22 protein-coding genes and 13 pseudogenes are annotated in these 26,365 nt (G+C 30.7%); 23 read left to right on the top strand and 12 right to left on the bottom strand.

Annotated features, from left to right (window positions below; translation table 11 throughout):
- Positions 1-8: 8 nt before the first annotated feature.
- The 4 genes from PL321_RS03310 to PL321_RS03295 all read right to left on the bottom strand — a co-directional run bounded on the left by PL321_RS03310 (position 9) and on the right by PL321_RS03295 (position 3,922).
- Positions 9-743: a hypothetical protein gene (locus PL321_RS03310; protein WP_273963453.1), complete on the bottom strand. Its 735-nt coding sequence runs from the start codon at positions 741-743 to the stop codon at positions 9-11.
- On the bottom strand, positions 743-1,042 hold the full coding sequence (locus PL321_RS03305) for a hypothetical protein (protein WP_273963452.1): 300 nt from the start codon (positions 1,040-1,042) through the stop codon (positions 743-745). Before PL321_RS03305 ends, PL321_RS03310 begins: the two co-directional genes overlap by 1 nt.
- Positions 1,043-1,525: 483 nt before the next feature.
- A complete protein-coding gene (locus PL321_RS03300; RefSeq protein WP_273963451.1) occupies positions 1,526-1,753 on the bottom strand; it encodes a hypothetical protein in 228 nt (75 codons plus the stop codon).
- Positions 1,754-2,083: 330 nt separating this feature from the next.
- Positions 2,084-3,922, bottom strand: coding sequence for an OPT family oligopeptide transporter (locus tag PL321_RS03295; protein WP_337960943.1), 1,839 nt, complete (start codon positions 3,920-3,922; stop codon positions 2,084-2,086).
- A gap of 156 nt (positions 3,923-4,078) precedes the next feature.
- On the opposite strand from PL321_RS03295, the pseudogene PL321_RS03290 reads away from it, so the two are divergent.
- Positions 4,079-5,793 (top strand): annotated as a pseudogene (locus PL321_RS03290) (ABC transporter ATP-binding protein).
- An 8-nt stretch (positions 5,794-5,801) separates the two neighbouring features.
- Here the strand turns inward: PL321_RS03290 and PL321_RS03285 are convergent.
- From PL321_RS03285 to PL321_RS03255, 7 genes and pseudogenes are all read right to left on the bottom strand, one after another.
- A pseudogene (locus PL321_RS03285) lies at positions 5,802-6,594 on the bottom strand (ZIP family metal transporter).
- Positions 6,595-7,128: 534 nt separating this feature from the next.
- Positions 7,129-7,679, bottom strand: a pseudogene (gene pdxT / locus PL321_RS03280) (pyridoxal 5'-phosphate synthase glutaminase subunit PdxT).
- A 1-nt stretch (position 7,680) separates the two neighbouring features.
- Positions 7,681-8,548: pseudogene (pdxS, locus tag PL321_RS03275) on the bottom strand (pyridoxal 5'-phosphate synthase lyase subunit PdxS).
- Positions 8,549-8,666: 118 nt separating this feature from the next.
- Positions 8,667-9,492: pseudogene (gene nadC, locus PL321_RS03270) on the bottom strand (carboxylating nicotinate-nucleotide diphosphorylase).
- Positions 9,479-10,760, bottom strand: a pseudogene (locus tag PL321_RS20845) (L-aspartate oxidase). Before PL321_RS20845 ends, nadC begins: the two co-directional pseudogenes overlap by 14 nt.
- Positions 10,761-10,764: 4 nt before the next feature.
- A pseudogene (gene nadA / locus PL321_RS03260) lies at positions 10,765-11,620 on the bottom strand (quinolinate synthase NadA).
- A 654-nt stretch (positions 11,621-12,274) separates the two neighbouring features.
- Positions 12,275-13,039 (bottom strand): MurR/RpiR family transcriptional regulator, encoded by a 765-nt coding sequence (locus PL321_RS03255; RefSeq protein WP_273963449.1) that lies wholly within the window; start codon positions 13,037-13,039, stop codon positions 12,275-12,277.
- A gap of 205 nt (positions 13,040-13,244) precedes the next feature.
- Here PL321_RS03255 and PL321_RS03250 point away from each other — a divergent pair, with 205 nt between their 5' ends.
- From PL321_RS03250 to PL321_RS03225, 8 genes and pseudogenes are all read left to right on the top strand, one after another.
- Positions 13,245-13,433, top strand: coding sequence for a hypothetical protein (locus tag PL321_RS03250; RefSeq protein WP_273963448.1), 189 nt, complete (start codon positions 13,245-13,247; stop codon positions 13,431-13,433).
- 8 nt (positions 13,434-13,441) lie between these two features.
- A complete protein-coding gene (locus tag PL321_RS03245; protein WP_273963447.1) occupies positions 13,442-14,791 on the top strand; it encodes a PTS transporter subunit EIIC in 1,350 nt (449 codons plus the stop codon).
- A 23-nt stretch (positions 14,792-14,814) separates the two neighbouring features.
- On the top strand, positions 14,815-16,137 hold the full coding sequence (locus PL321_RS03240; RefSeq protein ID WP_273963446.1) for a 6-phospho-alpha-glucosidase: 1,323 nt from the start codon (positions 14,815-14,817) through the stop codon (positions 16,135-16,137).
- A 48-nt stretch (positions 16,138-16,185) separates the two neighbouring features.
- Entirely contained in the window at positions 16,186-16,347 is a 162-nt protein-coding gene (locus PL321_RS19515) for a hypothetical protein (RefSeq protein WP_337960941.1), read from the top strand.
- Positions 16,286-17,130: pseudogene (locus PL321_RS19510) on the top strand (glycerate kinase family protein). Before PL321_RS19515 ends, PL321_RS19510 begins: the two are co-directional and overlap by 62 nt.
- A 25-nt stretch (positions 17,131-17,155) precedes the next feature.
- Entirely contained in the window at positions 17,156-17,317 is a 162-nt protein-coding gene (locus PL321_RS20840) for a glycerate kinase (protein ID WP_443110689.1), read from the top strand.
- 64 nt (positions 17,318-17,381) lie between these two features.
- Positions 17,382-18,923, top strand: a pseudogene (locus PL321_RS03230) (DEAD/DEAH box helicase).
- A gap of 167 nt (positions 18,924-19,090) precedes the next feature.
- On the top strand, positions 19,091-19,252 hold the full coding sequence (locus tag PL321_RS03225; protein ID WP_027308154.1) for a zinc-ribbon domain-containing protein: 162 nt from the start codon (positions 19,091-19,093) through the stop codon (positions 19,250-19,252).
- Positions 19,253-19,480: 228 nt separating this feature from the next.
- Here PL321_RS03225 and PL321_RS03220 read toward each other — a convergent pair whose 3' ends face one another.
- The gene (locus PL321_RS03220; protein WP_273963445.1) at positions 19,481-19,609 is read right to left on the bottom strand and encodes a hypothetical protein; all 129 of its coding nucleotides are present in this window, start codon (positions 19,607-19,609) and stop codon (positions 19,481-19,483) included.
- Between the two features lie 209 nt (positions 19,610-19,818).
- On the opposite strand from PL321_RS03220, the gene PL321_RS03215 reads away from it, so the two are divergent.
- The 14 genes and pseudogenes from PL321_RS03215 (at position 19,819) to PL321_RS03160 (ending at position 26,270) form a co-directional block, all read left to right on the top strand.
- Positions 19,819-19,959 carry a hypothetical protein gene (locus tag PL321_RS03215; protein ID WP_273963444.1) on the top strand — a complete coding sequence of 47 codons (141 nt, stop codon included), beginning with the start codon at positions 19,819-19,821 and terminating at the stop codon, positions 19,957-19,959.
- A 217-nt stretch (positions 19,960-20,176) separates the two neighbouring features.
- Entirely contained in the window at positions 20,177-20,890 is a 714-nt protein-coding gene (locus PL321_RS03210; RefSeq protein ID WP_337961051.1) for a sensor domain-containing diguanylate cyclase, read from the top strand.
- A gap of 146 nt (positions 20,891-21,036) precedes the next feature.
- On the top strand, positions 21,037-21,330 hold the full coding sequence (locus tag PL321_RS03205) for a sigma-70 family RNA polymerase sigma factor (protein ID WP_273963443.1): 294 nt from the start codon (positions 21,037-21,039) through the stop codon (positions 21,328-21,330).
- Entirely contained in the window at positions 21,291-21,557 is a 267-nt protein-coding gene (locus PL321_RS03200) for an RNA polymerase sigma factor (RefSeq protein ID WP_273963442.1), read from the top strand. Before PL321_RS03205 ends, PL321_RS03200 begins: the two co-directional genes overlap by 40 nt.
- 105 nt (positions 21,558-21,662) lie before the next feature.
- Complete coding sequence (locus PL321_RS03195) at positions 21,663-21,818, top strand: hypothetical protein (RefSeq protein WP_273963441.1); 156 nt, start codon at positions 21,663-21,665, stop codon at positions 21,816-21,818.
- 28 nt (positions 21,819-21,846) lie between these two features.
- A complete protein-coding gene (locus tag PL321_RS03190; RefSeq protein WP_337961050.1) occupies positions 21,847-22,503 on the top strand; it encodes a beta-propeller domain-containing protein in 657 nt (218 codons plus the stop codon).
- Positions 22,494-23,605 (top strand): annotated as a pseudogene (locus PL321_RS20835) (beta-propeller domain-containing protein). The gene PL321_RS03190 and the pseudogene PL321_RS20835 overlap by 10 nt, the downstream one beginning before the upstream one ends.
- 173 nt (positions 23,606-23,778) lie before the next feature.
- Positions 23,779-23,907: a hypothetical protein gene (locus PL321_RS19500; RefSeq protein WP_337960939.1), complete on the top strand. Its 129-nt coding sequence runs from the start codon at positions 23,779-23,781 to the stop codon at positions 23,905-23,907.
- Between the two features lie 28 nt (positions 23,908-23,935).
- Positions 23,936-24,180 (top strand): annotated as a pseudogene (locus PL321_RS20830) (energy-coupling factor ABC transporter permease).
- Positions 24,181-24,188: 8 nt separating this feature from the next.
- Positions 24,189-24,503 (top strand): energy-coupling factor ABC transporter permease, encoded by a 315-nt coding sequence (locus PL321_RS19490; RefSeq protein WP_337961047.1) that lies wholly within the window; start codon positions 24,189-24,191, stop codon positions 24,501-24,503.
- The gene (locus PL321_RS19485; protein WP_337960938.1) at positions 24,500-24,739 is read left to right on the top strand and encodes a PDGLE domain-containing protein; all 240 of its coding nucleotides are present in this window, start codon (positions 24,500-24,502) and stop codon (positions 24,737-24,739) included. The genes PL321_RS19490 and PL321_RS19485 overlap by 4 nt, the downstream gene beginning before the upstream one ends.
- Positions 24,740-25,084, top strand: a complete 345-nt coding sequence (locus tag PL321_RS03170) for a hypothetical protein (protein WP_273963440.1) — start codon at positions 24,740-24,742, stop codon at positions 25,082-25,084.
- A 22-nt stretch (positions 25,085-25,106) separates the two neighbouring features.
- Positions 25,107-25,451, top strand: a pseudogene (locus tag PL321_RS03165) (energy-coupling factor transporter transmembrane component T); the annotation flags it as partial.
- A 95-nt stretch (positions 25,452-25,546) separates the two neighbouring features.
- Positions 25,547-26,270 (top strand): annotated as a pseudogene (locus PL321_RS03160) (energy-coupling factor ABC transporter ATP-binding protein).
- Positions 26,271-26,365 lie beyond the last annotated feature (95 nt).

The raw sequence follows: 26,365 nt of genomic DNA, 5'->3' as shown, positions 1-26,365 counted from the left end.
GGGACTTTTCAGTTATTATATTTTATTGTAACCTTTATTGGAATAATATCAAGTATAACATTTGTTACAGAATATGAATCATTGTTTCCATCTAAATAAGCCCAATAACCCTGCGAATTTTCACCTTTCTTAAATATAAGTTCAAAGCCATCACCATTTGCGTCAAAGGAGTAACTTTTTACTTCGTTTACGCAATAATTGTCCATTAAATCAAAGGAAAGAAGATTTCTTAAGGATGAATTTGGGCTTAAAACACCGGAGTTAATAATTGGCCCCTCAACTTCGTAGTATTCATATCCACGCGTAGTTTCTTTAACTGTATTTATCATAAATTTTTTATTTGTTATATTAAATCTATCTCCTTTTTCTATATAGCTAATATCAACATTCTTAATTGATCCATTTTCTTCTTTATGAGCCCTTTGAACATCAAGTACAACAATACCACCGCGTCCAATAGCTTCAATTTCGTTTTTACCAGAATAGTATACAAGAGCAGTATTTTCATCTATACCAAAGCCAAGATTAAATTTATCTTTGTTTGCAAGAAGTGTGACAACAAGTCTTCCTAATCTTGCTTTTCTGTCAAAATGTTGATCAATTATTCCTTGATTAAAGAAACCAAGTCCCTTAGTTGCATACACAGGACCTTGTTCTTGATCGTTATAGTCTTCATATTTATCGGTAAATCCATTTTTTAAAGCACCAAAACTGTTGCCACCTGCAATCATAGGATCGCTCATTATAGCAGCACCAGCACTTGTTCCCCTATTACTCCTCCATTTTGATAAACAGACCAAATTGCATTAAGTGCAAGGGTATTTGAACCATCTTTATTAAATAAAACTTTTGTAATTCTTGTTTGATCTCCACCTACAAACCAAATACCTGTACATTTTTTTATCATTTCAACAACTTCAGGTTTATTAACATTTTCAGCCCATTTAGATTCATTAACATCAGGTGTGGTTTTATCATCTCTTACAGCTATCGGTATGATAAATATGTTCTTCTCCTTAACTCCATATTTTATTAAATCCATCTTAAAATCGTTACTGTATTTGTATGGTTTTGAACTTGCTGCGCCAATAATACCTATAACTGCTTTTTTCCTCCTGCTAATTCAATGAATTTTCTATAGATGCTTCCATTACTGCTTTCAAGGGCACCGCCAACAATTACAAGTGAACCATTGTTTTTAACTAATTTGTTGCTTTTAGATAAAGATACTGAGCTAAATAAAATACATAAAATTAATAGTAATGATAGAATAAAAATCTTTTTTCATAAAATCCCCCAAGATTTTTGAAAACTTAAGTGCAACTATTATGCCAAGTTTATTATAAGGGAGGATCACAAAATACATTTTAATGGATGTAATGGTTTTTTAATGGATACATAAGAATGTATATTCAACTAAGTTTTATCAGTTTTTTACCATTTATTTCTTCAAGTCTTATTTTATTTTGCTCTATAAGGGACTCAACTATTGTTTTAACCATTTTCTTTGAATCAAGAACTGTTATTACTTTTTACTCCAAAATACCTTTGCAGTTACACCTTCTATTTCTTTTTCAAGTTCTTTGTAAGTAGCATATTTATTTTTAATCAAATATTTTAATATTTTATCCTTGCATTTTATGTATAATTTATTTGTCAATTCCATAGGCAGATAATATTCCTTTGCACGTCCATATATAATTAAAAACACAGTAATTAGAGCAATGGATAATACATAAAGAACGTATTTCATAATATTCCCTCCTTAAAATTACAGTCGCTTAAAAATTTGACTATAATTTATTACTTAGGTTAATACCTAAGTCAGATTGTTGGCAAACATAATAGATGCATTGATTATGAAATTGCCCCTTGAAAGGATTTCGTTTGGCCCCTTGAAGGAATGCCAAGGAAATCCTTCAAGGGGCCAAACATATTATATTATAACTTTTTCAACAGCTTCACTTAGGTTAACACCCAAGTGGAATTTAATTATACACTTTTAGTTTTATTAACTTGTTTTCGTTCTTTTTATCTTTGAATACAAAGTAAGCTAAACTCAATGCTACAATTAAGAATAATATCAAAGCACCCAATCTCTCAAAAACAGGATTTTTAAACTAAAATCTATTTCAAAATATGCAAAGAATGCCAAAATTACACCCATTAAACCTTCACCAGCAATTAGACCTGATGAGTAGAGTATACCCCTTTCAACTTTTTCTTTACGTTCCCCTTCATCTTTTATCTTCTTATCAACTATACCCCTTATAATTCCTCCAACCATTATTGGAGTTGATAAGCTGATTGGTAGATATAGTCCTATTGCAACAGGAAGTGATGGAATCTTAAATAGTTCAAGCATTAATGAAATAAATACACCCATAAATACAAGGTTCCAAGGAAGATTTCCGTCCATTATACCTTCAATAACAAGCTTCATAAGAGTAGCCTGTGGTGCACTTAATTCCTCTGAACCAAATGTATATGCCTGATGTAGCATAATTAGTATAAAACCAATTACAGCAGCAGAAGCAAGTACACCAATTAATTCTCCTATTTGTTGTTTCCAAGGAGTAGCACCAACAAGGTATCCTGTTTTTAAATCCTGTGATGTATCACCAGCAATTGCAGCAGCAGTACAAACAACAGCACCTATTATCAAAGCAGCTACCATACCATCTGTACCCTTATATCCTAATGCCTTTAATATAACTGTAGAGAAAAGAAGAGTTGCAATAGTCATACCTGATACAGGGTTTGAAGAACTACCAACAAGACCAACTATTCTGGATGAAACTGTTACAAAGAAGAAACCAAAAATAGCAATAAGTATAGCACCCCATATTTTAACAGGAATCTGTGGTAATACTGCCATAAGTACAACTAAAACAATTATACCTATTATAACAATTATTGGATTAAGATCTGCGTCAACTCTTTCAATTACACCTTTAGCCTTCTTTCCGTATCCCTTCATTGCTTCTCTAAAAGAATTTACAATAGTTGGTATAGCCTTAATTAAGCTTATTATACCTCCAGTTGCAACTGCACCAGCACCTATATATCTTATATAGCTTTTCCATATTTGACTAATGCTAAGTTCTGCTATTGGCTTTGTAGCAGGGAATATAGGAACATTAATGTATTGTCCAAAGAATGATATTGCTGGAATTAATACAAGCCATCCTAAAATTGCACCGCCAAGCATATAAGCAGATATTTGAGGGCCTACAATAAAACCTACACCAAGAAGTGCAGGATATACATCCATTCCTACCATTGCACCTTTGTATTTTGGTATTTCGAAGTCTATTGATGTTGGGAATAGCATAAATCCATCGCCAGCAAGTTTATAGATAAGTCCAACTAAAGCACCAATAAATACATAAATTGCCCCTGTTCCGCCTTCTTCTCCTGCAACTAAAACTTCAGCACAAGCAACACCTTCAGGATATGGAAGTTTTCCGTGCTCTTGAACTATTAAATATCTTCTAACAGGGATCATAAATAGAACACCAAGAGCACCGCCAACAAATGTTAATATACCCATTGTTAAAACACTTGGAGCTTCTCCCCACAGGAATAGAGCAGGAATTGTAAATATTGCACCTGCAGCAAGTGACTCACCAGTTGATGCTATTGTTTGTACCATATTGTTTTCAAGTATTGATTTTCTTCTTAAAAGAACTCTAACAATTGCCATAGAAACAACAGCAGCTGGAATAGAAGCAGAAACAGTCATACCTACCTTGAGTCCAAGATATGCATTTGCGGCACCAAATAGAGCAGAAAGCAGAATACCTAAGATGATTGATAAAACTGTGAATTCAGGCATCTTCTTCTCTGAAGGAACATATGGGACATATTTTTGTCCATCTTTTAGGCCGTATGCTCCGTCAGGAAGCCCTTTTCTTGACATAAAAAACCCCTCCCCATTTTGAATTTATATTAAAATTTTATTTCTATAAATCTATTTTAATTCCTTCTAAATTTTTACTTAACTTTTTTAACAAAAATACATAACTTTATTGTTCATTTTAAAGTTTTAGTTTAAAATTTAATAGGGGTGATTTATATGCTAAAGAGCTTTGTAAAATACTACAGACCGCATCTAAGACTTTTTATTTTAGATATGCTTTGTGCAGTTTTGATTGCTGCAACAGATCTAATCTATCCAATGATAACAAGAAAAATGATAAACAATATTATTCCTTCTAAAAATATATCTCTAATTTTAAATGTAGGAATAGTACTTTTATTGTTATATTTACTGAGAATGGCAATGGAGTACATAGTAGGTTATTATGGACACGTTTTAGGGGTTAGAATGGAATATGATATGAGAAGGGATATGTTTTCACATATTCAAACGCTTCCTATAAGTTATTTTGACAATACAAAAACAGGTCAGATAATGTCAAGAATTGTAAATGATTTGAATGAAATATCGGAGCTTGCACACCACGGTCCCGAAGACTTGTTCATATCCACTCTTATGATACTGGGTTCATTTGTTTTGTTATTAAGACTTAATGTAAAGTTAACTTTAATAGTTTTCACTATAATACCTTTTATGGTTTATTTTACAATAGTATATAATTCTAAAATGAGAAAGAACTTTAGAAGAATAAGAGAAAGCTTAGCAGACGTAAACAGTAGATTAGAGGATTCAATATCGGGTATAAGAGTTGTAAAATCCTTTACAAATGAAGAATATGAGATAGGACAAATTTGATGAGGGAAATAATCAGTTTAAGTTTCTAAGGACAAAATCAGTAAAATATATTGGAATACTTCACGCAGGGATTAACTTTTTTCAAATATATCAATACTTTCTGCCTTAATTGCAGGTGGATATTTTGTAGCAAAGGGACAAATCGAGGTTGGAGACTTAGTTGCATATCTACTTTACATAGGTCAATTTACACAACCTGTAAAAAGGCTTGCTCAATTTGTTGAACAATATCAAAGAGGTATGGCTGGATTTAAGAGATTTTATGAAGTAATGAACATAAAACCTGATATTTATGATAAAGAGGATGCAGTAGAGTTAGATAATATAAAGGGGAAAGTTGAATTTAAAGATGTTAGTTTTAGATACAATGACAGAAATACAGTATTAGAAAATATAAACCTAAAAGTAGCTGCAGGTGAGAGCGTTGCTATTGTAGGTCCTTCTGGAGTTGGGAAAACGACACTTTGCAGTTTAATTCCAAGATTTTACGATGTAGATGATGGAAGTATATATATTGATGATATAAATATAAAGGATATAAAACTAAAATCATTGAGGCAAAATATAGGCATTGTCCAGCAGGATGTATTTTTATTTGCAGGAACTATAAGGGAAAATATTGCCTATGGAAAATTGAATGCAACTGAAGAGGAAATAATAAAGGCAGCAAAGGCAGCAAACGCCCACGATTTTATTATGGAACTTGAGGATGGATATGATACATATATAGGAGAGAGGGAGTTAAGTTATCAGGCGGTCAAAAGCAGAGAATATCAATAGCAAGAATGTTTCTTAAAAATCCACCAATTTTAATATTAGATGAAGCAACATCTTCTTTAGATAATCAAAGTGAAGCTATAATTCAAAAATCTATTGAGGAATTATCTAAGAATAGAACTACCTTTATAATAGCCCATCGACTTGCGACTGTTAAAAATGCAAAGAGAATAATAGTTTTAACAGAAAATGGAATAGAGGAAGAGGGAACCCACAGTGAGCTTATGAATAAGAAGGGTATCTACTATGAACTCTACAAGACTCAATTTGAGGGATAGGCTAAAGCCTATCCTAATGCAACATCTAACACCATCATTACTATAAATCCTATCAGTGTCATAATGCTTATCAACCCTTCATTTCCCTCAGACTGAGACTCAGGAATAAGCTCCTTTACAACAACGTATATCATAGCTCCAGCGGCAAAGGAAAGGGCATAGGGAAGTAGAGCCCTTATATAAACAACAAGATATGCACCAATTAAAGAAGAAATCGGCTCAACCAGTGCGGAGGCCTGACCGTACATAAAGCTTTTAAAGGAAGTTAATCCCTCCCTTTTTAAAGGTAGAGAAACTGCTGCTCCTTCTGGAAAGTTTTGTATTCCTATACCAATTGCAAGAGAAACTGCCGCTGCAACAGCAGCTGCACTGTACCCAAAGTTTAAAGCACCAAAGGCAACTCCGATTGCAAGACCTTCAGGAATGTTGTGTAGGGTTATTGCAAGTATAAGTATAAACATTCTTCTCCAAACATTTTCTTCTTCTGTTTCTTTTTGTGTATTTTACCTGCTAAAAAATCTGTTAATCTAATAAATAATCCACCAAATAAAAAACCTAATGCTGTAGGCAAAATAGGGTTATAGCCTAATTCATCAGCAAGCTCTATAGCAGGTGAAAGCAGTGACCAAAAGCTTGCTGCAATCATAACACCTGCTGCAAATCCCATCATACTATTTAAAACTTTTTGTTTACATCTTTAAAAAAGAAAACAATAGATGAGCCTAAGGCTGTAATTAACCAGGTAAAAAGTCCAGCAAGTAGTGCGAGTATTAAAGGAGAAAAATTGTTTAATGAGCTCAAAATACCACCCCTATTAATTTAGAATATTTAGAAGGGGTGGAATTTGTTACACAAAAATAAAAGCAAAGAGCACATAACAGTCTACCTTGCACCAACATAGATAGTTTATTACCCAACTGCAATCTTTCGACTGCAATAGAGCAGTTCGCCACCTAAGCTGATGGTTCGTTCGACCATAAAGGATATCTAATTAGCTACATACAACCTTTCGGCTGTATATAACCAAATTTCGTGTGGGCCCAAACACGAATATCAATACCCTCTATAATCTTAGCTCGACCCTTTAGGATAGATTGGAACCATATTATAATCATATTATGAATGTACGACTATAATATAGCTTTTCTCAACCCTAAAGAATCTTCCCTCCGACTATATATAAGCCCAAGTAGATGGACCTATATATAATCTTTGGTCGACCTATATACACCCCTGCCAGGGAGCATATATAGATCTTAGCTCAACTGCTATATACCCTTTGCTTACATTATTATTTTTTCACAATGTTATTTTTTATACGCTATTTAATCATATTTAAAAATACCTATGAAAGCTTAAATCATCAGTTAATTCAGGATGGAAAGAAGTTGCTAAAATATTATTTTGCCTTGCTGCAACAATTCTGTTTTCTATTTTGTGAATAATGTGTACATTTTCGCTCGCTTCACTTATATATGGTGCTCTAATAAAGATTAATTCAATAGGTTTGTTTGAAACATCGGGTATTAAATCTACTTTTTAAAGCTATCAATCTGGCTTCCAAAAGCATTTCTTTTAACTTTAATATCCATAACCTGCAGATGTTTTCTTGTGTCATTTTCGATTTCTTTTGCAAGCAAAATCATACCTGCACAAGTACCCCAAGTTGGTAATCCAGATAGAATTAACGATTTTAAAGGTAAAAACAGGTTAGTATCTCTTAAAAGTTTACCAATAGTAGTGCTTTCTCCACCTGGTAGTATAATTCCATCAATATTTTTTAAATCTTCAATTTTTTTTATTTCTAAAGCATCAATATCAAGCTTTTTTAAATGATTTATATGTTCAATGACACCACCTTGTAAAGATAAAACTCCAACCCTCATTTTACCAACCTCTTTCAGCAAAATTACTTTCTAAGTTTTTAATTTCAAGCCCATACATTGCATCCCCTAAATCTTCTGATATTTCAACAAGTATCTTTGGGTCGTTATAATATGTAGTAGCCATTACAATTGCCTTAGCTCTTTTTCAGGATTTTGCGATTTAAATATTCCTGAACCTACAAAAACTCCTTCAGCACCAAGTTGCATCATAAGAGCTGCATCTGCTGGTGTTGCTATTCCTCCTGCTGCGAAATTTACAACTGGAAGTTTACCATTTTTCCAAACATATTTGATAAGTTCAAAGGGTGAGTTTAGTTCTTTACTTATGGTCATTAAGGACTCTTCGCTTGCTGATTGAACCATTTTTATATCTTCCTTCATTTGTCTTAAGTGTCTTACAGCCTCAACAACATTTCCTGTTCCAGCTTCTCCTTTTGTTCTTATCATAGAAGCACCTTCAGCAATTCTTCTTAAAGCTTCTCCTAAATTCCTTGCACCACATACAAAGGGAACTTTAAAATTCCATTTATTTATGTGATATTTTTCATCTGCTGGTGTTAAAACTTCACTTTCATCAATGTAATCTATTTCTAATGCTTCAGTATTTGAGCTTCAACAAAATGTCCTATTCTTACTTTTGCCATTACAGGTATAGAAACAGCTGTTTTTATTTCTTTTATAAGCTTAGGGTCAGACATTCTGGCAACTCCACCTTGCTTTCTAATGTCAGCGGGAACTCTTTCAAGTGCCATAACAGCACAGGCACCTGCTTTTTCGGCAATCTCAGCCTCCTTTGCATTTGTTACATCCATTATTACTCCGCCCTTTAGCATTTTTGCAAGATCTTTGTTTAATTCATAACGTTCCATAACAAAATCCCCCTTTAAGATATAATGTATCGATACAATATAAAAGTGTTATATTCAAAATATAGATACACTTACTACTTAATTTTGTCAATAAAAAATCTGCCCTATTTAGGCAGATTTACACTATTTTTAAACTTATATCTAAAGATTTATATGAATGAGTTATATAACCTGTTGATATAAAATCTATATTTGTTCTCAGCTATTTCTCTTATATTTTCTAAAGTTACGTTACCAGATACTTCAATTAATGCTTTTCCATTAATAATAGATACAGCCTTTTTATTTCTTCAATATCCATATTATCAAGCATTATAATATCAACATTACATTCTAAACATTCTTTAACCATATCAATGTTTTCAGTTTCTACTTCTATTTTTTTGTGTTTGCATATTTATTTCGAATTAATTCTACAGCCCTTTTTATAGAACCAGCTGCTTTTATATGGTTATCTTTTATTAAAATACCATCAGACAGATTAAATCTGTGGTTTAAAGCACCTCCAATATATGTTGAATATTTTTCAAGTATTCTTAACGTTGGGGTGGTTTTTCTTGTATCTAAAAGTTTAGTCTTAGTACCTTCAAGTTCTTTAACAAATTGTCTTGTAATAGTTGCAACACCACTCATTCTTTGAATAAAGTTTAACGCAGTTCGTTCTCCAATTAATATGTTTTTGTGTTTCCATAAAGAGTACAAATTATATCTCCACTTTTTATAAATGTTCCATCTTGTAAAAGAATATTACATTCAATATCACCTAAGAGATCAAAAACTCTTTTAAAAACAAAAGTTCCTGCAATTATTCCTTCTTGTTTTGCTATAAGTTTTGCAGTTGATTTCATATTGTTGTCTATGATTGCTTCTGTTGTTAAATCAAAATAGTTAACATCTTCAGTTAATGATTTTTTTATAAGTTCATCAATTTCAAATAAGTTCATTGATTATATCACTCCTAAAACTTTTTAATAAATTTTTAAAAAGCATTTTATTTTCAAAAGCAATTTTATCAATATTTTTATGAACATCAAAAATTCTAAGTTTTGCATTATAAATATTTTTATTAATATAATCGGCACAACGTTTTCCAAAAACAAGACCTTCCAAAAGTGAATTACTTGCAAGTCTATTATTTCCGTGAAGACCTGTACAACTTACTTCGCCAACTGCAAACAGGTTATTCATTGATGTTTTTGAAAATTTATCCACATCAATTCCACCCATATGATAATGCTGAGCAGGGCGAACTGGTATTGGATTTTTGTTATATCAATGTCATAATATAGGCAGGTGTTATATATCAAAGGGAATCTGTTTTTAATATAATCTTTGTCAAGATGTGAAACATCTAAATATACAAAGTTACAATTTGTTTCTTTTATTTCATTCCATATTCTATCTGCAACCTTGTCCCGGGGTAATAATTCGTTTACAAATCTATGACCGTAAATATTTTTTAAAATTGCACCTTCTCCTCTTAAGCTTTCTGAAATTAAAAACATTCTTTTAGTTTTTTCAGTATAAAGAGCTGTAGGATGAAATTGTATATATTCTATATCTTTAAGTTTTATATTATGTCTTAAGGAAATAGAAAGGGCATCTCCGGTTAAAATTCTGGTGTTAGTTGAGTTCTTAAATAGTCCACCTATTCCTCCAGTTGCTAAAATAGTTTGTCTGGAATATATATTAATAGTTTTGTTATTTTTTAAACAAATTCCCCGTAACATACATTATTTTCTACTATTAAATCAATAAGAGAAGTATTCTTTATTATATTAATATTTTTTCTATTTTGTATTTTTGAGAAAAGTATATCTATTACGTGTTTTCCTGTAAAATCTTTATGATGAACAATTCTGTATTTGCTATGTCCTCCTTCCTTTGTATATAAAAGTTGTCCATTTACTGAGTCGAATTTAACACCAAGTTTTATAAGTATATCAATAACATTTTTAGATTCTTTAGCTACAAGATATACAGTTTCAATATCGTTTTTATAATTTCCTGCAATAAGAGTATCTGATACAAAATCATCTATGTCATCATCATTATATATTGTTGATATTCCGCCCTGTGCAAGATATGAATTTGAATCTGTTAAATTGGATTTTGTAACAATAGTAATGCTTAATTTTTCATCTAAATTTAAAGCAGTAAAAAGCCCAGCAATTCCACTCCCTACAATTAACACATCTGTATGTATCTTCATAAAATCACCCTGCCAATTCAATCATTTTTAATAAAGGTTTAATAGCTAAATGTGATATATTTTTATCTACGGTTATGTTGTGCTTTTTATACAATAAAGAGTTATATATATCTTCAAGTGTAGTTTTTTTCATATTTACGCAGGTAGCAGGAGTACCTGGTATATAAAAGTTTTTATTAGGATTATTTTGTTTTAAAGTATGAATGATTCCATCTTCAGTTGCAATTAAATAGTTTTTATAATTAGTACTATTGGCATATTCTATAATTTCTTTTGTGCTTCCTAAAAAATCTGCAATTTGTCTTACTTCTAAATTGCATTCAGGGTGAGCTAAAACTATTAGATTATCTATTTTTTCTTTTAATTTCTTTATATATAAAGCATTAATTTTTGATGTGTGGGACAATATCCATTCCATATTATAAATTTTTATTTGGAAATTTGCTTTTAATATATTCTCCTAAATTTTTATCTGGTAAAAACACTATTTTATCATTTTGAATTTTACTTATTACTTTTTCTGCATTTGAAGAAGTAACAACAACATCACACAATGATTTTACTTCTGCATTTGTATTTATATAGCAAACAAAAGTGTAATCATAATATCTTTTCTTAAATTCTTTAAGTTTTTCTATGTCAACAGTATCGGCAAGGGGACAGGCTGCATCTAAAACAGGTAACAAAACTTCTTTTTCTGGAGACAATATTTTGGCACTTTCTGCCATAAAATACACACCAGCAAATACAATGGTTTTGTTTTTACAACTTTGCCCTATTTTACTTAAGTAGAATGAGTCACCTACATAATCAGCAATATCTAATATCTCAGACCTTTGATAATTATGAGCTAAAATTATTGCATTTAGTTCTTTTTTAAGTTTATAATTTTATTCTTCAAACTATACACCTCACTTTACAGATGTCTTTACATATATAATATATCATAAAGTATTTATTTTCAATTAGGTAAAAATAAAAAGCTGTTATGCAAGTTAACCATAACAGCTGTAATATGATTTTTATTGTGTTATTGTAAAATAAAAGGAAAGAGCACATAGCAGTCTACCTTACACCAACATAGATAGTTTATTACCCAACTGCAATCTTTCGACTGCAATAGAGCAGTTCGCCACCTAAGCTGATGGTTCGTTCGACCATAAAGGATATCTACCCAGCTATATACAACCTCTCGGCTGTATATAACCAAAAATCACTCAGGCCTAAAAGTGAAATCCCAATACCCTCTATAGTCTTAGCTCGACCCTTTAGAATAGATTGGAACCATATTATAATCATATTATGAATGTACGACTATAATATAGCTTTTCTCAACCCTAAAGAATCTTCCCTCCGACTATATATAAGCCCAAGTAGATGGACCTATATATAATCTTTGGTCGACCTATATACACCCCTGCCAGGGAGCATATATAGATCTTAGCTCAACTGCTATATACCCTTACCTTACATTATTAGTAATGCCCGTTTTTTAAAAAATATTCGTAAATTTTTTATTTTGTTTTATATTTGTTTAAGTAAGCAAAGTATATGTATTCCATCAAAGTTAATGCTGGAATACGAGAAATAAAGCTTATATCATCTATAGTAAAGTTGCTTGCACATACATAAAGATTTATATCAGAAAGCTTAGATAATGTATTTACTCCAATATTTGTAAGTGAAATAATTTTACTTTTTCTCATTCTTGCTATATTAACAGCTTTTAGTATTTGATTTGTTTCACCAGACATTGAAATTGCAAACACAATGTCGTTTGGTTTCAATGATGCCGCAGAAATATACATCATACTCGTATCATCATAATAATTTGAAGGCTTACCAATTATATGAAATTTTCTTGACATTTCCATACAAATCATTCTTGATGAACCTTCACCATAAAAATCAATTCTTCCAGAGTTATAAATCAAGTCTAAAACAGAATTTATTTTTTCATCATTTATTAATTCCTTGCTCTGATCAATATCATCAAAAATTGTATGTTTAAAGCTATTTAATCTAACATAATTATTATTTTCTTTTATTTTATCTTCAAAATAGTATATTAAGGCAATTTTGAATTCAGAAAATCCGCTATATCCTAATTTTTTGCAAAATCTCACTATGCTTGCAGTTGAGGTATATGCATTTTTAGCAACATCTTGTATTGTCATATTTTTTATATTATCTGAGTTATCAAGAAAATATTTCAAAAGTTCATTTTCGTTTTTATTAAGTTTATATTTTATAGCTTCAATATCTTTAATCTTTAACATATTATCACCTTTATAAAAGATTTATTATATTATATCAAAGTTAACTATACTACAAAAATATAAATTTGAATATGGGTTGTGAAAAAAATTTCATCAAATGAAAAATGTACAACTTGCATACTAATTTTCTATATTGTCAAAATATATTTAAAAATTAAATTGAATTATTTATAATGTGAGTAAATAAACAAGAGGAGGTTTATATATGCTTAAAAAGTTAAATAATTACTTTCAAAAATTAGGAAAAGCCTTTATGCTTCCTATAGCACTTATTTCAGCAGCAGGTATCTTTTTAGGATTAAGTGCAGCATTTTCCAATCCTAATATTATTTCAAAGTTACCATTGTTACAGGGGCAGGCATTCAAAATTTCATCCAATACATACGAGCTATAACAGGAGCTTTGTTCTCAAACTTACCGGTATTATTTGCCATTGCATTAGCAATTGGATTAGCAGATGATGAACCTGCTATTGCAGGATTTTCAGGTTTTGTTGGATTCATAATTTTAAATGTTGCAATAAACTTTGTATTAAAGACAAATAAAATGTTAGTAGAACCAGATAAGATGAAACAAGCTGGACAAGCAATGGTTCTTGGTATTCAAACCTTAGAACTTGGTGTTTTTGGTGGTATATTGACAGGTATGATAGTTGGAGCACTTCATAATAAATACTATAATATTAAGCTCCCGGATTATATTGGATTCTTTGGAGGAACAAGATTTGTACCGATAGTAACAACCTTTGTATTTATGCTAATAGGATTAATATTCCCAGTAATTTGGCCTCCTATTGGAAATGGCATACAGGCAACAGGATATGGTATAGCAAGGCTGGGATACTTTGGAACATTTTTGTTTGGAGCATTAGAAAGACTTTTAATCCCCTTTGGTCTTCATCATATATTAAATGCGATGTTTAGATTTACACCTGTTGGGGGTGAAATACAAGTTGCAGGTAAAACTGTTACAGGAGCTTTAAATATTTACTTTGCAGAACTTGCAGCAGGAAGTACAAATTTTTCAACAGAAGCCACAAGATTTCTTGCACAAGGAAAAATTCCAATAATGGTTTTTGGTCTTCCAGCAGCAGCTTTAGCTATGTACCATACAGCAAAGGAAGAACACAAAAATAAAGTAAAAGGTATATTGATAACAGGAGCTCTTGCTTCATTAGTTACAGGTATAACTGAGCCACTTGAGTTTTCCTTCTTATTCGTTGCACCAATACTATTCTTGATTCACTCAGTATTAAGTGGTCTATCCTTTATGTTAAACCATATTTTTAAAGTTGCAATAGGGAATACACAGGGTGGAATAATTGACCTTATAGTATTTGGTATGATGCAACCTAATACAAAGTGGTATATTACTTTATTTATAGGTATCTTATATGCATTTGCTTATTACTATATATTTAAGCTTATAATAATAAAATTTAATCTACAAACTCCTGGAAGAGAAGAGGATTTAGACATAGAAGAGGACAACTCAAAACAGGTATCTATAGATGAAAGAGCAATTCAAATTATATATGCATTAGGTGGAAAACAAAATATCGAAGTAGTAAATAATTGTTTTACAAGACTTAGAGTAACAGTAAAGGATTCAGCACTTATAAATGAAACAGAACTAAAAAAGACAGGTGCTAAGGGAATTATAAAACCTAATCAAAATAATGTACAAGTTATCTATGGACCATCAGCATCAAATATAAAAGTTTCAGTAACAAAGGCATTAAAGAAAATGTAAACGACAAATAAGGAGGCATAGCAATGAAAAAATTTAATTTGACAATTGTAGGTGGTGGCAGTACTTGGACACCAGGTTTACTTCAAAGTTTATGTAAAATGAAGGATAGGTTTCCATTAAAAAAATTGGTTTTATATGATATTGATGAAGAAAGACAAAAACCAATAGGAGAGTTTGCAAAAATACTTTTTAGTGAAGAATATGAAGGACTTGAATTCAGCTATACAACAAAGGTTGAAGAGGCGTATAAAGATGTTGATTTTGTATTTATTCAAATGAGAACAGGTGGCCTAAAAATGAGGGAGAAGGATGAAAAAATTCCTCTATCATTAGGGGTATTAGGTCAAGAAACCTGTGGACCGGGTGGATTTGCTTATGGAATGCGTTCAATAAAAGATATGGTAAATACAATAAATGACATAAGAAAATATTCAAAGGATGCCTGGATTTTAAATTATACAAATCCAGCAGCAATTGTAGCAGAGGCCTTAAGAAGAATATTTCCAGATGATAAAAGAATACTCAATATATGTGATCAACCAGTTAATCTGTTAAGGTCCTATGGCAGATTACTAAATATGAATCCAAACGAATTTGAACCTGTTTATTTTGGGCTTAACCACTTTGGTTGGTTTACACACCTTTATGATAAAAATGGTAATGATTTAGTACCTAAAATAAAAGAAATAATACTTGAAACTGGGTTTAAACCAGTTGACGCCGAACAAAGAGACAAATCTTGGCTTGATACTTATGCTATTGTTAGAGATATGCTGGTTGATTTTCCAGATTATTTGCCTAACACATATTTACAATATTATTATTACCCAGATTACAAAGTTGCACATTTAAATCCTAATTATACAAGAGCAAATGAAGTAATGGACGGTAGAGAAAAGAGAGTATTTGAAGAGTGTAGAAAAGTTGTAGAAAAGGGAACATCAAAAGGTTCAAGCTTGGTTCATAATGATGCACATAGTGAATATATTATAGAACTTGCAGAATCAATTGCCTTTAACAAGCATAAGATATTTATAGTAATTGTTGAAAACAACGGTATAATATCAAATATACCAGATGATGCAATGGTAGAAGTTGCGGCTGTAGTGACATCAAATGGACCAAGACCTCTTGCTGTAGGCAAAATACCTACCTTCTACAAGGGACTTATTGAAAATCAGTTAGCATATGAAAAACTTACAGTTGATGCATATTTTGAAGGTTCATACCAAAAGGCTCTTCAGGCATTAACTTTAAACAGAACTATAGTATCCGCAAAGAAGGCAAGGGAAGTTTTAGATGCTTTGATTGAAGCAAATAAGGGCTATTGGCCAGAATTGAAATAAAGGGCAGGTAAAACCTTGCCCTTTTATTTTAAATAAGGAGGTTAAGTTATGAAGTTTTTACTTGCTATAGATTCCTTTAAAGGAAGTATTTCGTCAATTGATGCTGCAAATTCCTTTGAAAGAGGATTAAGACGAGTTAGAAAAGGATATAGAAGTAATAAAGATACCTATAGCAGATGGTGGAGAAGGTACTGTAGAAGCATTAGTTAATTGTACTAAGGGGAAAATAATAAAAACAAAGGTAAAAGATCCTTTAATGAGGGAGATTGATTCCTATTTTGGCATCTTGGGAGATGAAAAAACAGTTGTAATTGAAATGGCTGCGGCTTCAGGATTACCACTTCTTAAAAATAATGAAAGAAATCCTCTATATACGACTACCTATGGGACAGGAGAACTTATAAAACAGGCACTTGATTTGGGTTATAGAAAATTTATCCTTGGAATTGGTGGAAGTGCAACTAATGATGCAGGTGTAGGTATGGCAATGGCACTAGGATATAAGTTTTTAGATAAAAATGGTTTTGATATAGGATTAGGAGGTGAAAAGCTTTTAAGTTTATATTCTATAGATCCATCCTGCAAAGATAAAAGATTAGATGAGTGTGAATTTTCGGTAGCTTGTGATGTGGAAAATACTCTATATGGAAAGAAGGGAGCAACTTATGTCTATGCAATGCAAAAAGGTGCAAGGAAAGAAGATTTAAGTGTACTTGAAAGTGCTATTATTAATTTTTCTAAAATTGTTTATAAAGAATTTGGAATAGATGTAAGCAGTATAAAAGGAGGAGGTGCAGCTGGAGGGCTTGGTGCTGGAGCGTTAATATTTTTAAATGGTAAATTAAAAAAGGAATTGAAGTGTTAATTGATACTTTAAAATTAGATGAAACTGTTAAAAATGTAGATTATGTAGTTACAGGAGAAGGAAAAATAGACGGACAAACACTTTCTGGTAAAGTTCCCTTGGAATTGCTAAACTATCTAAAAATATAATAAGCCTGTACTTGCCATCTGTGGTTTGTTAGAAGAGAGTTACCGGGATTTATATAACTATGGTATAGATGTGATATTTCCAATAACAAAGGGCCCTATATCTTTAGAACAATCTATGAAAAATGCTTCTACTTTAATCGAGGATACTGCCGAAAGAATAATGAAATTTATAAAAATTTTTAAATAGGAGTTGCTTTTTTGAAAATAACACATAATATTAATATATTAAACTAAATAAAAGGTGGTAAAGTATGACAACATTAAATTTTAACGAACTTAATTTATCAAAGGAAATGCTAAAGGCAATTGCAAACCTTGGGTATGAAGAAGCAACTCCTATACAAAGTCAGGCAATTCCTATAGTATTAGAAGGACACGACATAATAGGTCAGGCACAAACAGGAACAGGAAAGACAGCAGCATTTTCAATACCTGTTATAGAAAGGATAGATACAAGTAAGAAACAAATACAAGCACTAATTCTATGTCCAACAAGAGAATTGGCAATACAGGTAAGCGAAGAGATAAAAAAACTATCCTCCTTTAAAAGGGAGTATACGCACTTCCTGTATATGGAGGGCAGGCTATAGAAAGACAGATATATGCGTTAAATAAAGGTGTAAATATTGTAATAGGAACGCCAGGAAGGGTTATTGACCATATAAATAGAGGCACAATTAAGTTAGATAATTTAAAGATGATTGTACTGGATGAAGCAGATGAAATGCTTAATATGGGATTTATAGAGGATATAGAGTTTATATTGAGCAATGCACCAAAGGAAAGACAGACTCTATTATTTTCAGCTACAATGCCAAAGCCTATTTTAGAGCTTACACAAAAGTATCAAAAAGAGCCTAAGATGGTTAAGATTGTTCAAAAGGAACTTACAGTTCCTACAATTGAACAGACCTATATAGAAGTTAGAGAGGCAGACAAAATAGAAGTTTTATCAAGACTTTTAGATATACATAATCCTAAATTATCTTTAGTATTCTGTAATACAAAAAGAAGGTAGACGAAGTTTCTTTAAGCCTTCAGGCAAGAGGATATCTTGCAGACGGGCTTCACGGAGATCTAAAACAGCTTCAAAGAGACAAGGTAATGCAAAAATTTAGAAATGGTTTAATAGAAATACTTGTAGCAACAGATGTTGCAGCAAGAGGAATTGATGTTGAAAATGTTGAGATGGTTTTCAACTATGATGTTCCACAGGATATAGAAAACTATGTTCACAGAATAGGCAGAACAGGAAGAGCAGGTAGAGAGGGAAAGGCATATACCTTCATATCAGGAAAGGAAATATATAAATTAAAGGATATACAAAGGTATACAAAAACAAAGATTAAGATGGGCAAAATTCCTACCATAAACGATGTAGAGGAAAGAAAGATTTCAGCCCTAATAGATAAGATAAAAGATGTAATAAATGAGGGCGGACTTGAAAGATATGCAGGTATAATTGAAAGAATAGTAGGAGATGAATATACTTCTTTAGATATAGCATCAGCATTATTAAAGATGACTATGAAATTAGATGAAAGATATGAAGATGATATTCAAGAAATAGAACAGGATAGAGAAATGACAAGGCTGTTTATTAACATAGGTAAAAATCAAAAATATCTCCAAGGGACATTGTTGGTGCCTTTGCAGATAAGGTAAAAATACCTGGAGACTTAATTGGCAGTATAGATATTTATGACAAATTCTCCTTTGTTGAAGTTCCAAGAGAATATGCAAAGGAAGTAATGAAGATAATGAACGAAAATACTATTAAAGGTAAAAAGTAAATATTGAGTTTGCAAAGAAAAAATAAAATATTTTGCTTGCAATTACATTAAATATATGATATATTTATATAGTACCCGAAAGACAGTTCAACATTCTCCTTGTATAGCCTTGGAAATGTTGTACCTGGTCTTAAGGAAAAAGGTTATATTTTAGGAGGAATGTTGAAATGGCAGACAAGAATTTAGTATGTGTAGACTGTGGTAAGGAGTTCATCTTCACAGAAGGAGAACAACAATTCTACGCTGAAAAGGGATTCGAAAACGAACCAAAGAGATGTCCAGAATGTAGAAAAGCTAGAAAGCAACAAAAGAGAAACTTCAATAGATAAGAAGTTTAAAGCAGCGTTAAGCTGCTTTTTTATTGCTTTTTCCAAAAGTAAGGCAGGAATTAAAAGGTTTGTCCTATTTTTAAAATAAAAAATTTCTACATATATTGACAAAACACAACAATGTGATATTATTTAATTATAGAAGACAATTATTATTTACTAATAATAATTAAAACAATCCCCAACACCATTAAATCCTCCCAAATAGGCTGCAATGCAGCCTATTTTTTAATTTTTTCTAAGACTTGGTTCCATAACACCTGTGTCAATATTTTTTACATTAGATTCAACGTGCTTAAAGGTACAGGGTTTCCCTTCACAGTAGGATTCAACTTCTCTATCATTTGTTGGATACATTTCAGTAGCCTCTGGTGTTATGCTGTTTTTAAATTCTTTTTAGCCATAAATACACCTCCCTAATATTATTTGAATAAAAACAATAAAAGATACTGCAACATAGATAGTATTCAAAAATAAATGTTCAAAAATATCGAAAATAACTTATAATATAATTGTATTAAGCTTGATTATCTAAATGTGATATACTTTTTATTAGGGGAATATTATTGAAACCTTTTATTGCAGCGTTATTGTTTTTATTGATTTTTATTTTAACAATACTTTATAATCAGTACATTAGATTAAAAGAAAAATATGAGAGGGAGGTAGATTTAAACAATTTACTAATTGAAATTTCAAAGAATTAATGGCATATAAAGATGTAAATAAACTCTTTAAAAGATATTAGTGGATACCCTAAAGATTGTAGAAGAGGGGATGCTGGAAGCATACTTGTATACAATAAACAAAGGGATTATATGGAGTATGTAGCAGCAATAGGATATGATATAGATGAGCTAAAAAGGTTAATTTTAAAAAGAGGAGCTTTATTTATATAAACTAAATAGGTTAAACTCAGCAGATATAATAAAAAATCCGCGTTCCTTTGATAGTGAATATATAGATAATAAAAAATATAAAATGCTGCTTGAAATGAATGCATTAGATATAAAATCAACTTTAAGTGCACCTATTTATATAGAGGGAGAATTTTATGGAGTAATTAATATTGATAATCTTGAAAAGATAGATGCCTTTACTAATAAGGATATTGAACTTCTTGAATTTTTGGTAAAACAACTGGAGGCTTCAATAAAGAATGTCATTTTACTTGAGGAGTTAAATTATGCATTAAGAACGGACAAGCTTACTGATGTATTCAACAGAAGATGTTTTGAAGAAATACTTGAAAAGGAAATAAAGAGGGCAATAAGATATGGAAACAGGTTTAGTATAGTTTTAATTGATTTAGACGATTTTAAACCAATAAATGATACCTATGGACATAAGATGGGAGATAGAGTGTTAAAATATTTTGCTGATGTACTAAAGAAAAATTTAAGGGATACAGATGTAGTTGCAAGATTAGGTGGAGACGAGTTTGTACTTCTTTTACACGGAGCAGATGATAATAAATCAGAGGGAAAGATTGGATTTATAAAAAATTATTTAAAGGAAAATCCAATAGAAAATATAGTTATTGATTTTAGTTATGGTATATGTGAATACAGGGATGGAATGGATATTGATAGTATTATGACAGCGGCAGATGATAGGATGTACCAACAAAAAAGATAAAGAAAGTTGAAAGGTAGAGGTAGTTTTTAGAGGTAGTTTTACCTCTTTTTTATTTTTGAAGGAATTATAAAAAATTAATAGAAATATTATTTAACTGCAACAGAATTGAATTTTGTATCGTCTAATAAGTGAAGGGAGGAAGAGGTGTGATAATTAAGCAGGATAGAAGTGCAGAAATTGAATATTTAATAGATGAATATGGAGATGACATTTTAAGGTTGTGTTATATATATACAAAGGACTATTCACAGGCAGAGGATTTGTTTCAAGAAGTCTTTATAAAGGTATATAAAAATATAGATAAATTTAGACAGGATTCAGATGTGTATACTTGGATAACTAAAATAGCAATAAATACCTGTAAAGATTATCTTAAAAGTGCTTGGATAAAAGAAACATTTTGTTTTGGGAGATTAAAGGAGAAGAAAAAGAAACAGTAGAAAATGATGCTCTTAAAGAGATAGAGAGGGATTACATACTTAATGCAGTATTAAACTTGCCAGATAAGTATAGAGTTGTTGTTTATCTCTATTATTACAAAGGACTTACAACAGCTGATATATCACAGATGCTAAATACTAAAGAATCAACTATAAGAAGTAGGCTTATGAGGGCAAGAGAAATACTAAAAAGCAATCTTAAGGAGGGATTAGCCTATGAGGAATGACAAAAGGGAGATTGATTTAAGAGGGTTAGATGAGATACACGTAAGTGAAGATTTAAAAGAAGGACTTTATTAAAATGTAAAGATTTAAATAAAGGAGGGATAGTTATGAAAAGAAGATGGGCAGCTTTAGTTATGAGCTTGATAGTTTCAATTTTTGCATTTACCTATGTTTTATCCTATTTGAAACAGGATAAGGATACAAAAGAGGTATCGTACGAACTTACTAAGGTTAAAAATAAAAAGAATTTGTTTCTATGCTAAACAAGAATTTAAGAGATAAAAATAATAGATTAAGGTTTTTGGAGGAATAGCAACTCAAGAGAAGGCATTAGATTCAAAAGCACAATCTACCTCAAGAGAACATTCAAATACCAATGTGCAGGTTCAAGGAATAGATGAGGCAGATATTATAAAAACAGATGGAAACTATATATATGTTATAAATTTTGAAAGAAATGAAGTAACTATTTTTACAGCAGAGGAAAAACCAAAGAAGATTACAGCTCTAAAAGGAGAAGAACTATTAGGAGATAAAGAGGTAAAGGAGTTCAAAGGGTATAAAAGAAATATAAATTTAACAGATATGTTCTTATATAAAAATGATAGTAAGAATTATTTAGTATTAATGTCAAGTGTTAGTAGATTTAAAGAGAATCAACAACAGCCATCATTAAAGGAAAAAGTGATAGGTATAATGCCTATTTATTATGGGGAAGATACAACTCTTATAAGTATATATGATATATCTGATATTCAAAAACCAATTTCAGTTAAGCAATATGAAATTAATGGCTATAAATTGTCGGCAAGGTTAAAGGATGGAAGGGTTTATATAGTTACAAATAAGGGATTTTACTATTATATAAGAGAATCAGCGAATAATGACAGCTTATTACCGTATTATATAGAATACGGAAAGGAAGCAGTTAAAAAGAAATTGATGTAACTAATATAAGATATAACAAGCAGGATATTCAGCCTAACTATACAGTTATAGCATCAATTGATATAAATAATAATACAATAGACAATCAGGTGGTTTTAGGTTACTTTGAAAATATGTATATGTCCCACAGTAGTCTATATCTTGTTAGAACTGCTGTAAACTACAAAGAAATAAAACAAGATTCATCTAAGCCAAATGAAAGTATTGCAGTTTCAGTATATGATCAAGACACAGTTATTTATAAATTTGAATTAGGAGAAAAGGTTGAATATAAAAAGTTTACTACTGTAAAGGGAGCAATAATAAATCAGTTCTCTATGGATGAATATGATGGATATTTTAGAATAGCAACAACAGAAAATAAAACAGAAAATAATAAATTTACAACATCTAATAGTGTTTATGTGATTGATAAAAATATGAATGTTGTAGGAAGTATAAAAGGGATAGCAGTAGATGAAAGAATCTATTCCACAAGATTTGTGAAGGATAAGTTATATATGGTAACCTTTAAACAGGTAGATCCACTATTTGTAATCGACTTAAAAAATCCAAGGGAACCTAAAATATTAGGGTTACTAAAGATTCCTGGCTACAGCACTTACCTCCATCCCTATGATGAAAATACAATTATTGGTTTTGGAATGGAAACAGGAGAAATGGAAGGAAGAGTTGTAAATAAAGGAATAAAGGTTGCAATATTTGATGTGTCAGATGTAAACCATCCAAAACAAAAGACAGCATTGAAATTGGAGGAAAGGGAAGCTTTTCAGAATCTCTATATAATCACAAGGCCCTTGTTGAATATAGAAAATATAACCTCTATGCCTTTGACCTATATGAAACAAAGAATGACGACTCATATAATTTAGAGTTTACAGGGCTTTGCTTAATGGAGATTAAAAATAATAAGTTAGAAGTAAAGGCAAAGATAAGCCATAGCAAAATAGATTCTACAGATGCATATAGAGAGCCTTTGTATGGATATAGGGCAGTTTTTGTAGATAACTTAATGTTTGTAATATCAAGTAGATATATAAGTGTTTTAAATCTTAATACTATGCAGGAAGTTTATAGGGAGATATACAGTAGAATGCATTAAAAGTATTGAATTAATATAAAATTTTTGTTAAACTAAAAATAGCCACGAAGGCAAGTTGATTTATTATGTTTTAGTATAGATTTGTTACCACGAGGGTAGCGTTTAAGACGCTACCCTTTTTGTTACTACATATAAATTATAAATCAAATAAAAAATCTTAAGGAGGGGTTTAAATGCATATACCAGAAAATTACTTAAGTCCATCTACTTGCACAGCCTTTTATTTTGCAATTATACCAGTGATTAAAAGAACTATATCTAAAGTAAAGAGGAACTTGATAGAAGAAGGCTTTCACTTTTAGGTGTTGCGGCGGCATATTCTTTTTGATTATGATGTTTAATGTTCCACTACTTGGAGGAACAACAGGTCACGCAGTTGGAGCTGTAATTATAGCAATACTCCTTGGCCCTTATGCTGCCTTTATATCTGTTGCTGTTGCCCTTACAATTCAAGCACTATTTTTGGAGATGGAGGGATACTTTCTTTAGGTGCAAATATATTTAATATGGCCTTTGCTATGTCCTTTAGTGGATACTACATTTACAATAAGTTAAAAATAAAAATGAAAACTTAGCAGTTTTTATAGCTTCATATATAGGACTTAATATTGCAGCATTTTTAACTGCTGTTGAATTTGGTATACAACCATATCTATTTAAAACAGCAGATGGTACGCCGCTTTACTGTCCGTATGGCTTAAGTGTAGCAATACCAGCTATGATGATTTCACATCTTTTAGTTGCAGGTGTTATAGAAGGTGTTATATCATTGTTAATATATAAGATTGCAAAACAAATAGATTTAGTAAAAATATATGAAGATAATGGTAAAAAGAGGGGATTAATAAAGTATATATATTTATCACACTACTTATTGCACTATCACCGCTTGGATTGATAGCACAAGGCACAGCTTGGGGTGAGTGGGGGTTAGATGAAATAAAAGAGATTATAGGGTATGTTCCAAATGGAATGGAAACAGGTTTTAATTTTGAGGCTATAATGCCAGATTACACAGTCTCAGGTGTAAACGATGTAATAGGATATATAATATCTGCCATTCTTGGGGTAATGATGATTATGCTTTTATTTAGATTAATAGGTATCTTTTTAAAGAAAGGGTTAGAAAGTTAAATGGATTGGTTAAAGGAAAAGGATGAACTTGAATTTAAAATTAAAAATGAAACTTTTATTGAAAAAACTTTAACTTCATTACTTAATCTTTTATCTAATATTAGAAAGTTTGATAAAAGGGATAGAGGTATATATAGTATCCACGAGACTTTTAAGCTTTATTTTACTCTTATCAACTTAATACTTCTATCCCTTTCCTTTAATAAATTTTATATAATGTTAAATGCTGCCTATTTGATTTTATTAGTGATTCTTTTAGAGGATAAGGATCTTCTAAGAATATTAAATATATTTTTAGTAACCCTTTTTGTTTCTGCTATAATAATAGGTCCATCGATTTTTTAGAAACAAAAATGCGGTATTAAGCGTAGTTAAAATAACTATATCAGTTATTTTAACTATGATTATGTCAATTACATCAAATTGGCATAATATTATTTCATCGTTTCGGTTGATTAAAGTTCCTAATATTGTACTATTCATATTTGATTCTGCAATAAGGTTTATATATTTATTGTCAGAAAGAGCATATGCAATACTTTGCAGTTTAAAGATAAGAAGTGTTGGATATATCAAAAATCCTTATGATGTGCTTTCACAAATAATGTATAATTTGTTTGTAACATCTATTGATTTAAGTTTTAAGATGGACGAGGCATTAGAGTGTAGATGTTTTAGTGGTGAATTTAATAGCAGGATATATAAAAAATAGGAATTGGTGAAGTGTTGTATAGTATCATAAATATAATAATTATAATTGGCTTTTTTGTTATAAAATAAAAAATTATAATTTTATAAGGTGATAGAATGATTGAAATTAAAGATTTAACTTGTAGGCTAAATGACAATGTAGTATTAAAAGATATTTCATTTAAAATACAGCATGGTGAAAGTGTTGCAATTATTGGACCAAATGGTTCGGGAAAAACTACTTTACTTAGGGTGTTAAATGGTCTTTTGGATGTAAAAATTGGAGAGTATTTATTTGATAGGCAAAGAATTGATTCTAAGTTTTTAAGTGATTCAAGAAGAAGAAAAATTTTTCATAAGAGAGTGGGTTTTGTTTTTCAAAACTCAGATAATCAGCTTTTTGCAAAACTGTTTTTGATGAAATAGCCTTTGGATTGTTGCAATTTGATATAGATTATGCAGTAGTTCAAAAAGGGTTGATGATTGTTTAAAGCTACTTGATATTGAACATCTAAAGAATAGGGTTCCATATACATTAAGTGGTGGTGAAAAGAAAAAGGTTGCAATTGCTGCAACTCTTGCTTTAAATCCAGAGGTTTTAATTTTAGATGAGCCCTTAAATGAAATCGACCCAAAGAGTAAAAGAAAAATTAAGGAGCTTTTAAAAAACTTAAATGATTATGGTAAAACTATAATCTGTGCTACCCACGATTTTGATTATTTTAAGGGGTTGTTTAAAAGAGCTATTGTAATATCAAGTGAGCATAGGATAATATATGATGGTGATTTTGATAATCTAATCTGTAATAAGGAATTTTTAGAACAAAATAACATAATTTAAACGCAGCTTCTTATAGGCTTTGATTACCTATAAGAAGCTGTATTTTTATTCACAATTTATTAATAATTTTGTCAATTACCCTCCTTAATTAAACT

The sequence above is a fragment of the Caloramator sp. mosi_1 genome, assembly GCF_028622835.1.
Lineage (GTDB): Bacteria > Bacillota > Clostridia > Clostridiales > Caloramatoraceae > Thermobrachium.
This window is presented reverse-complemented; position numbering and strand designations above follow the sequence as displayed.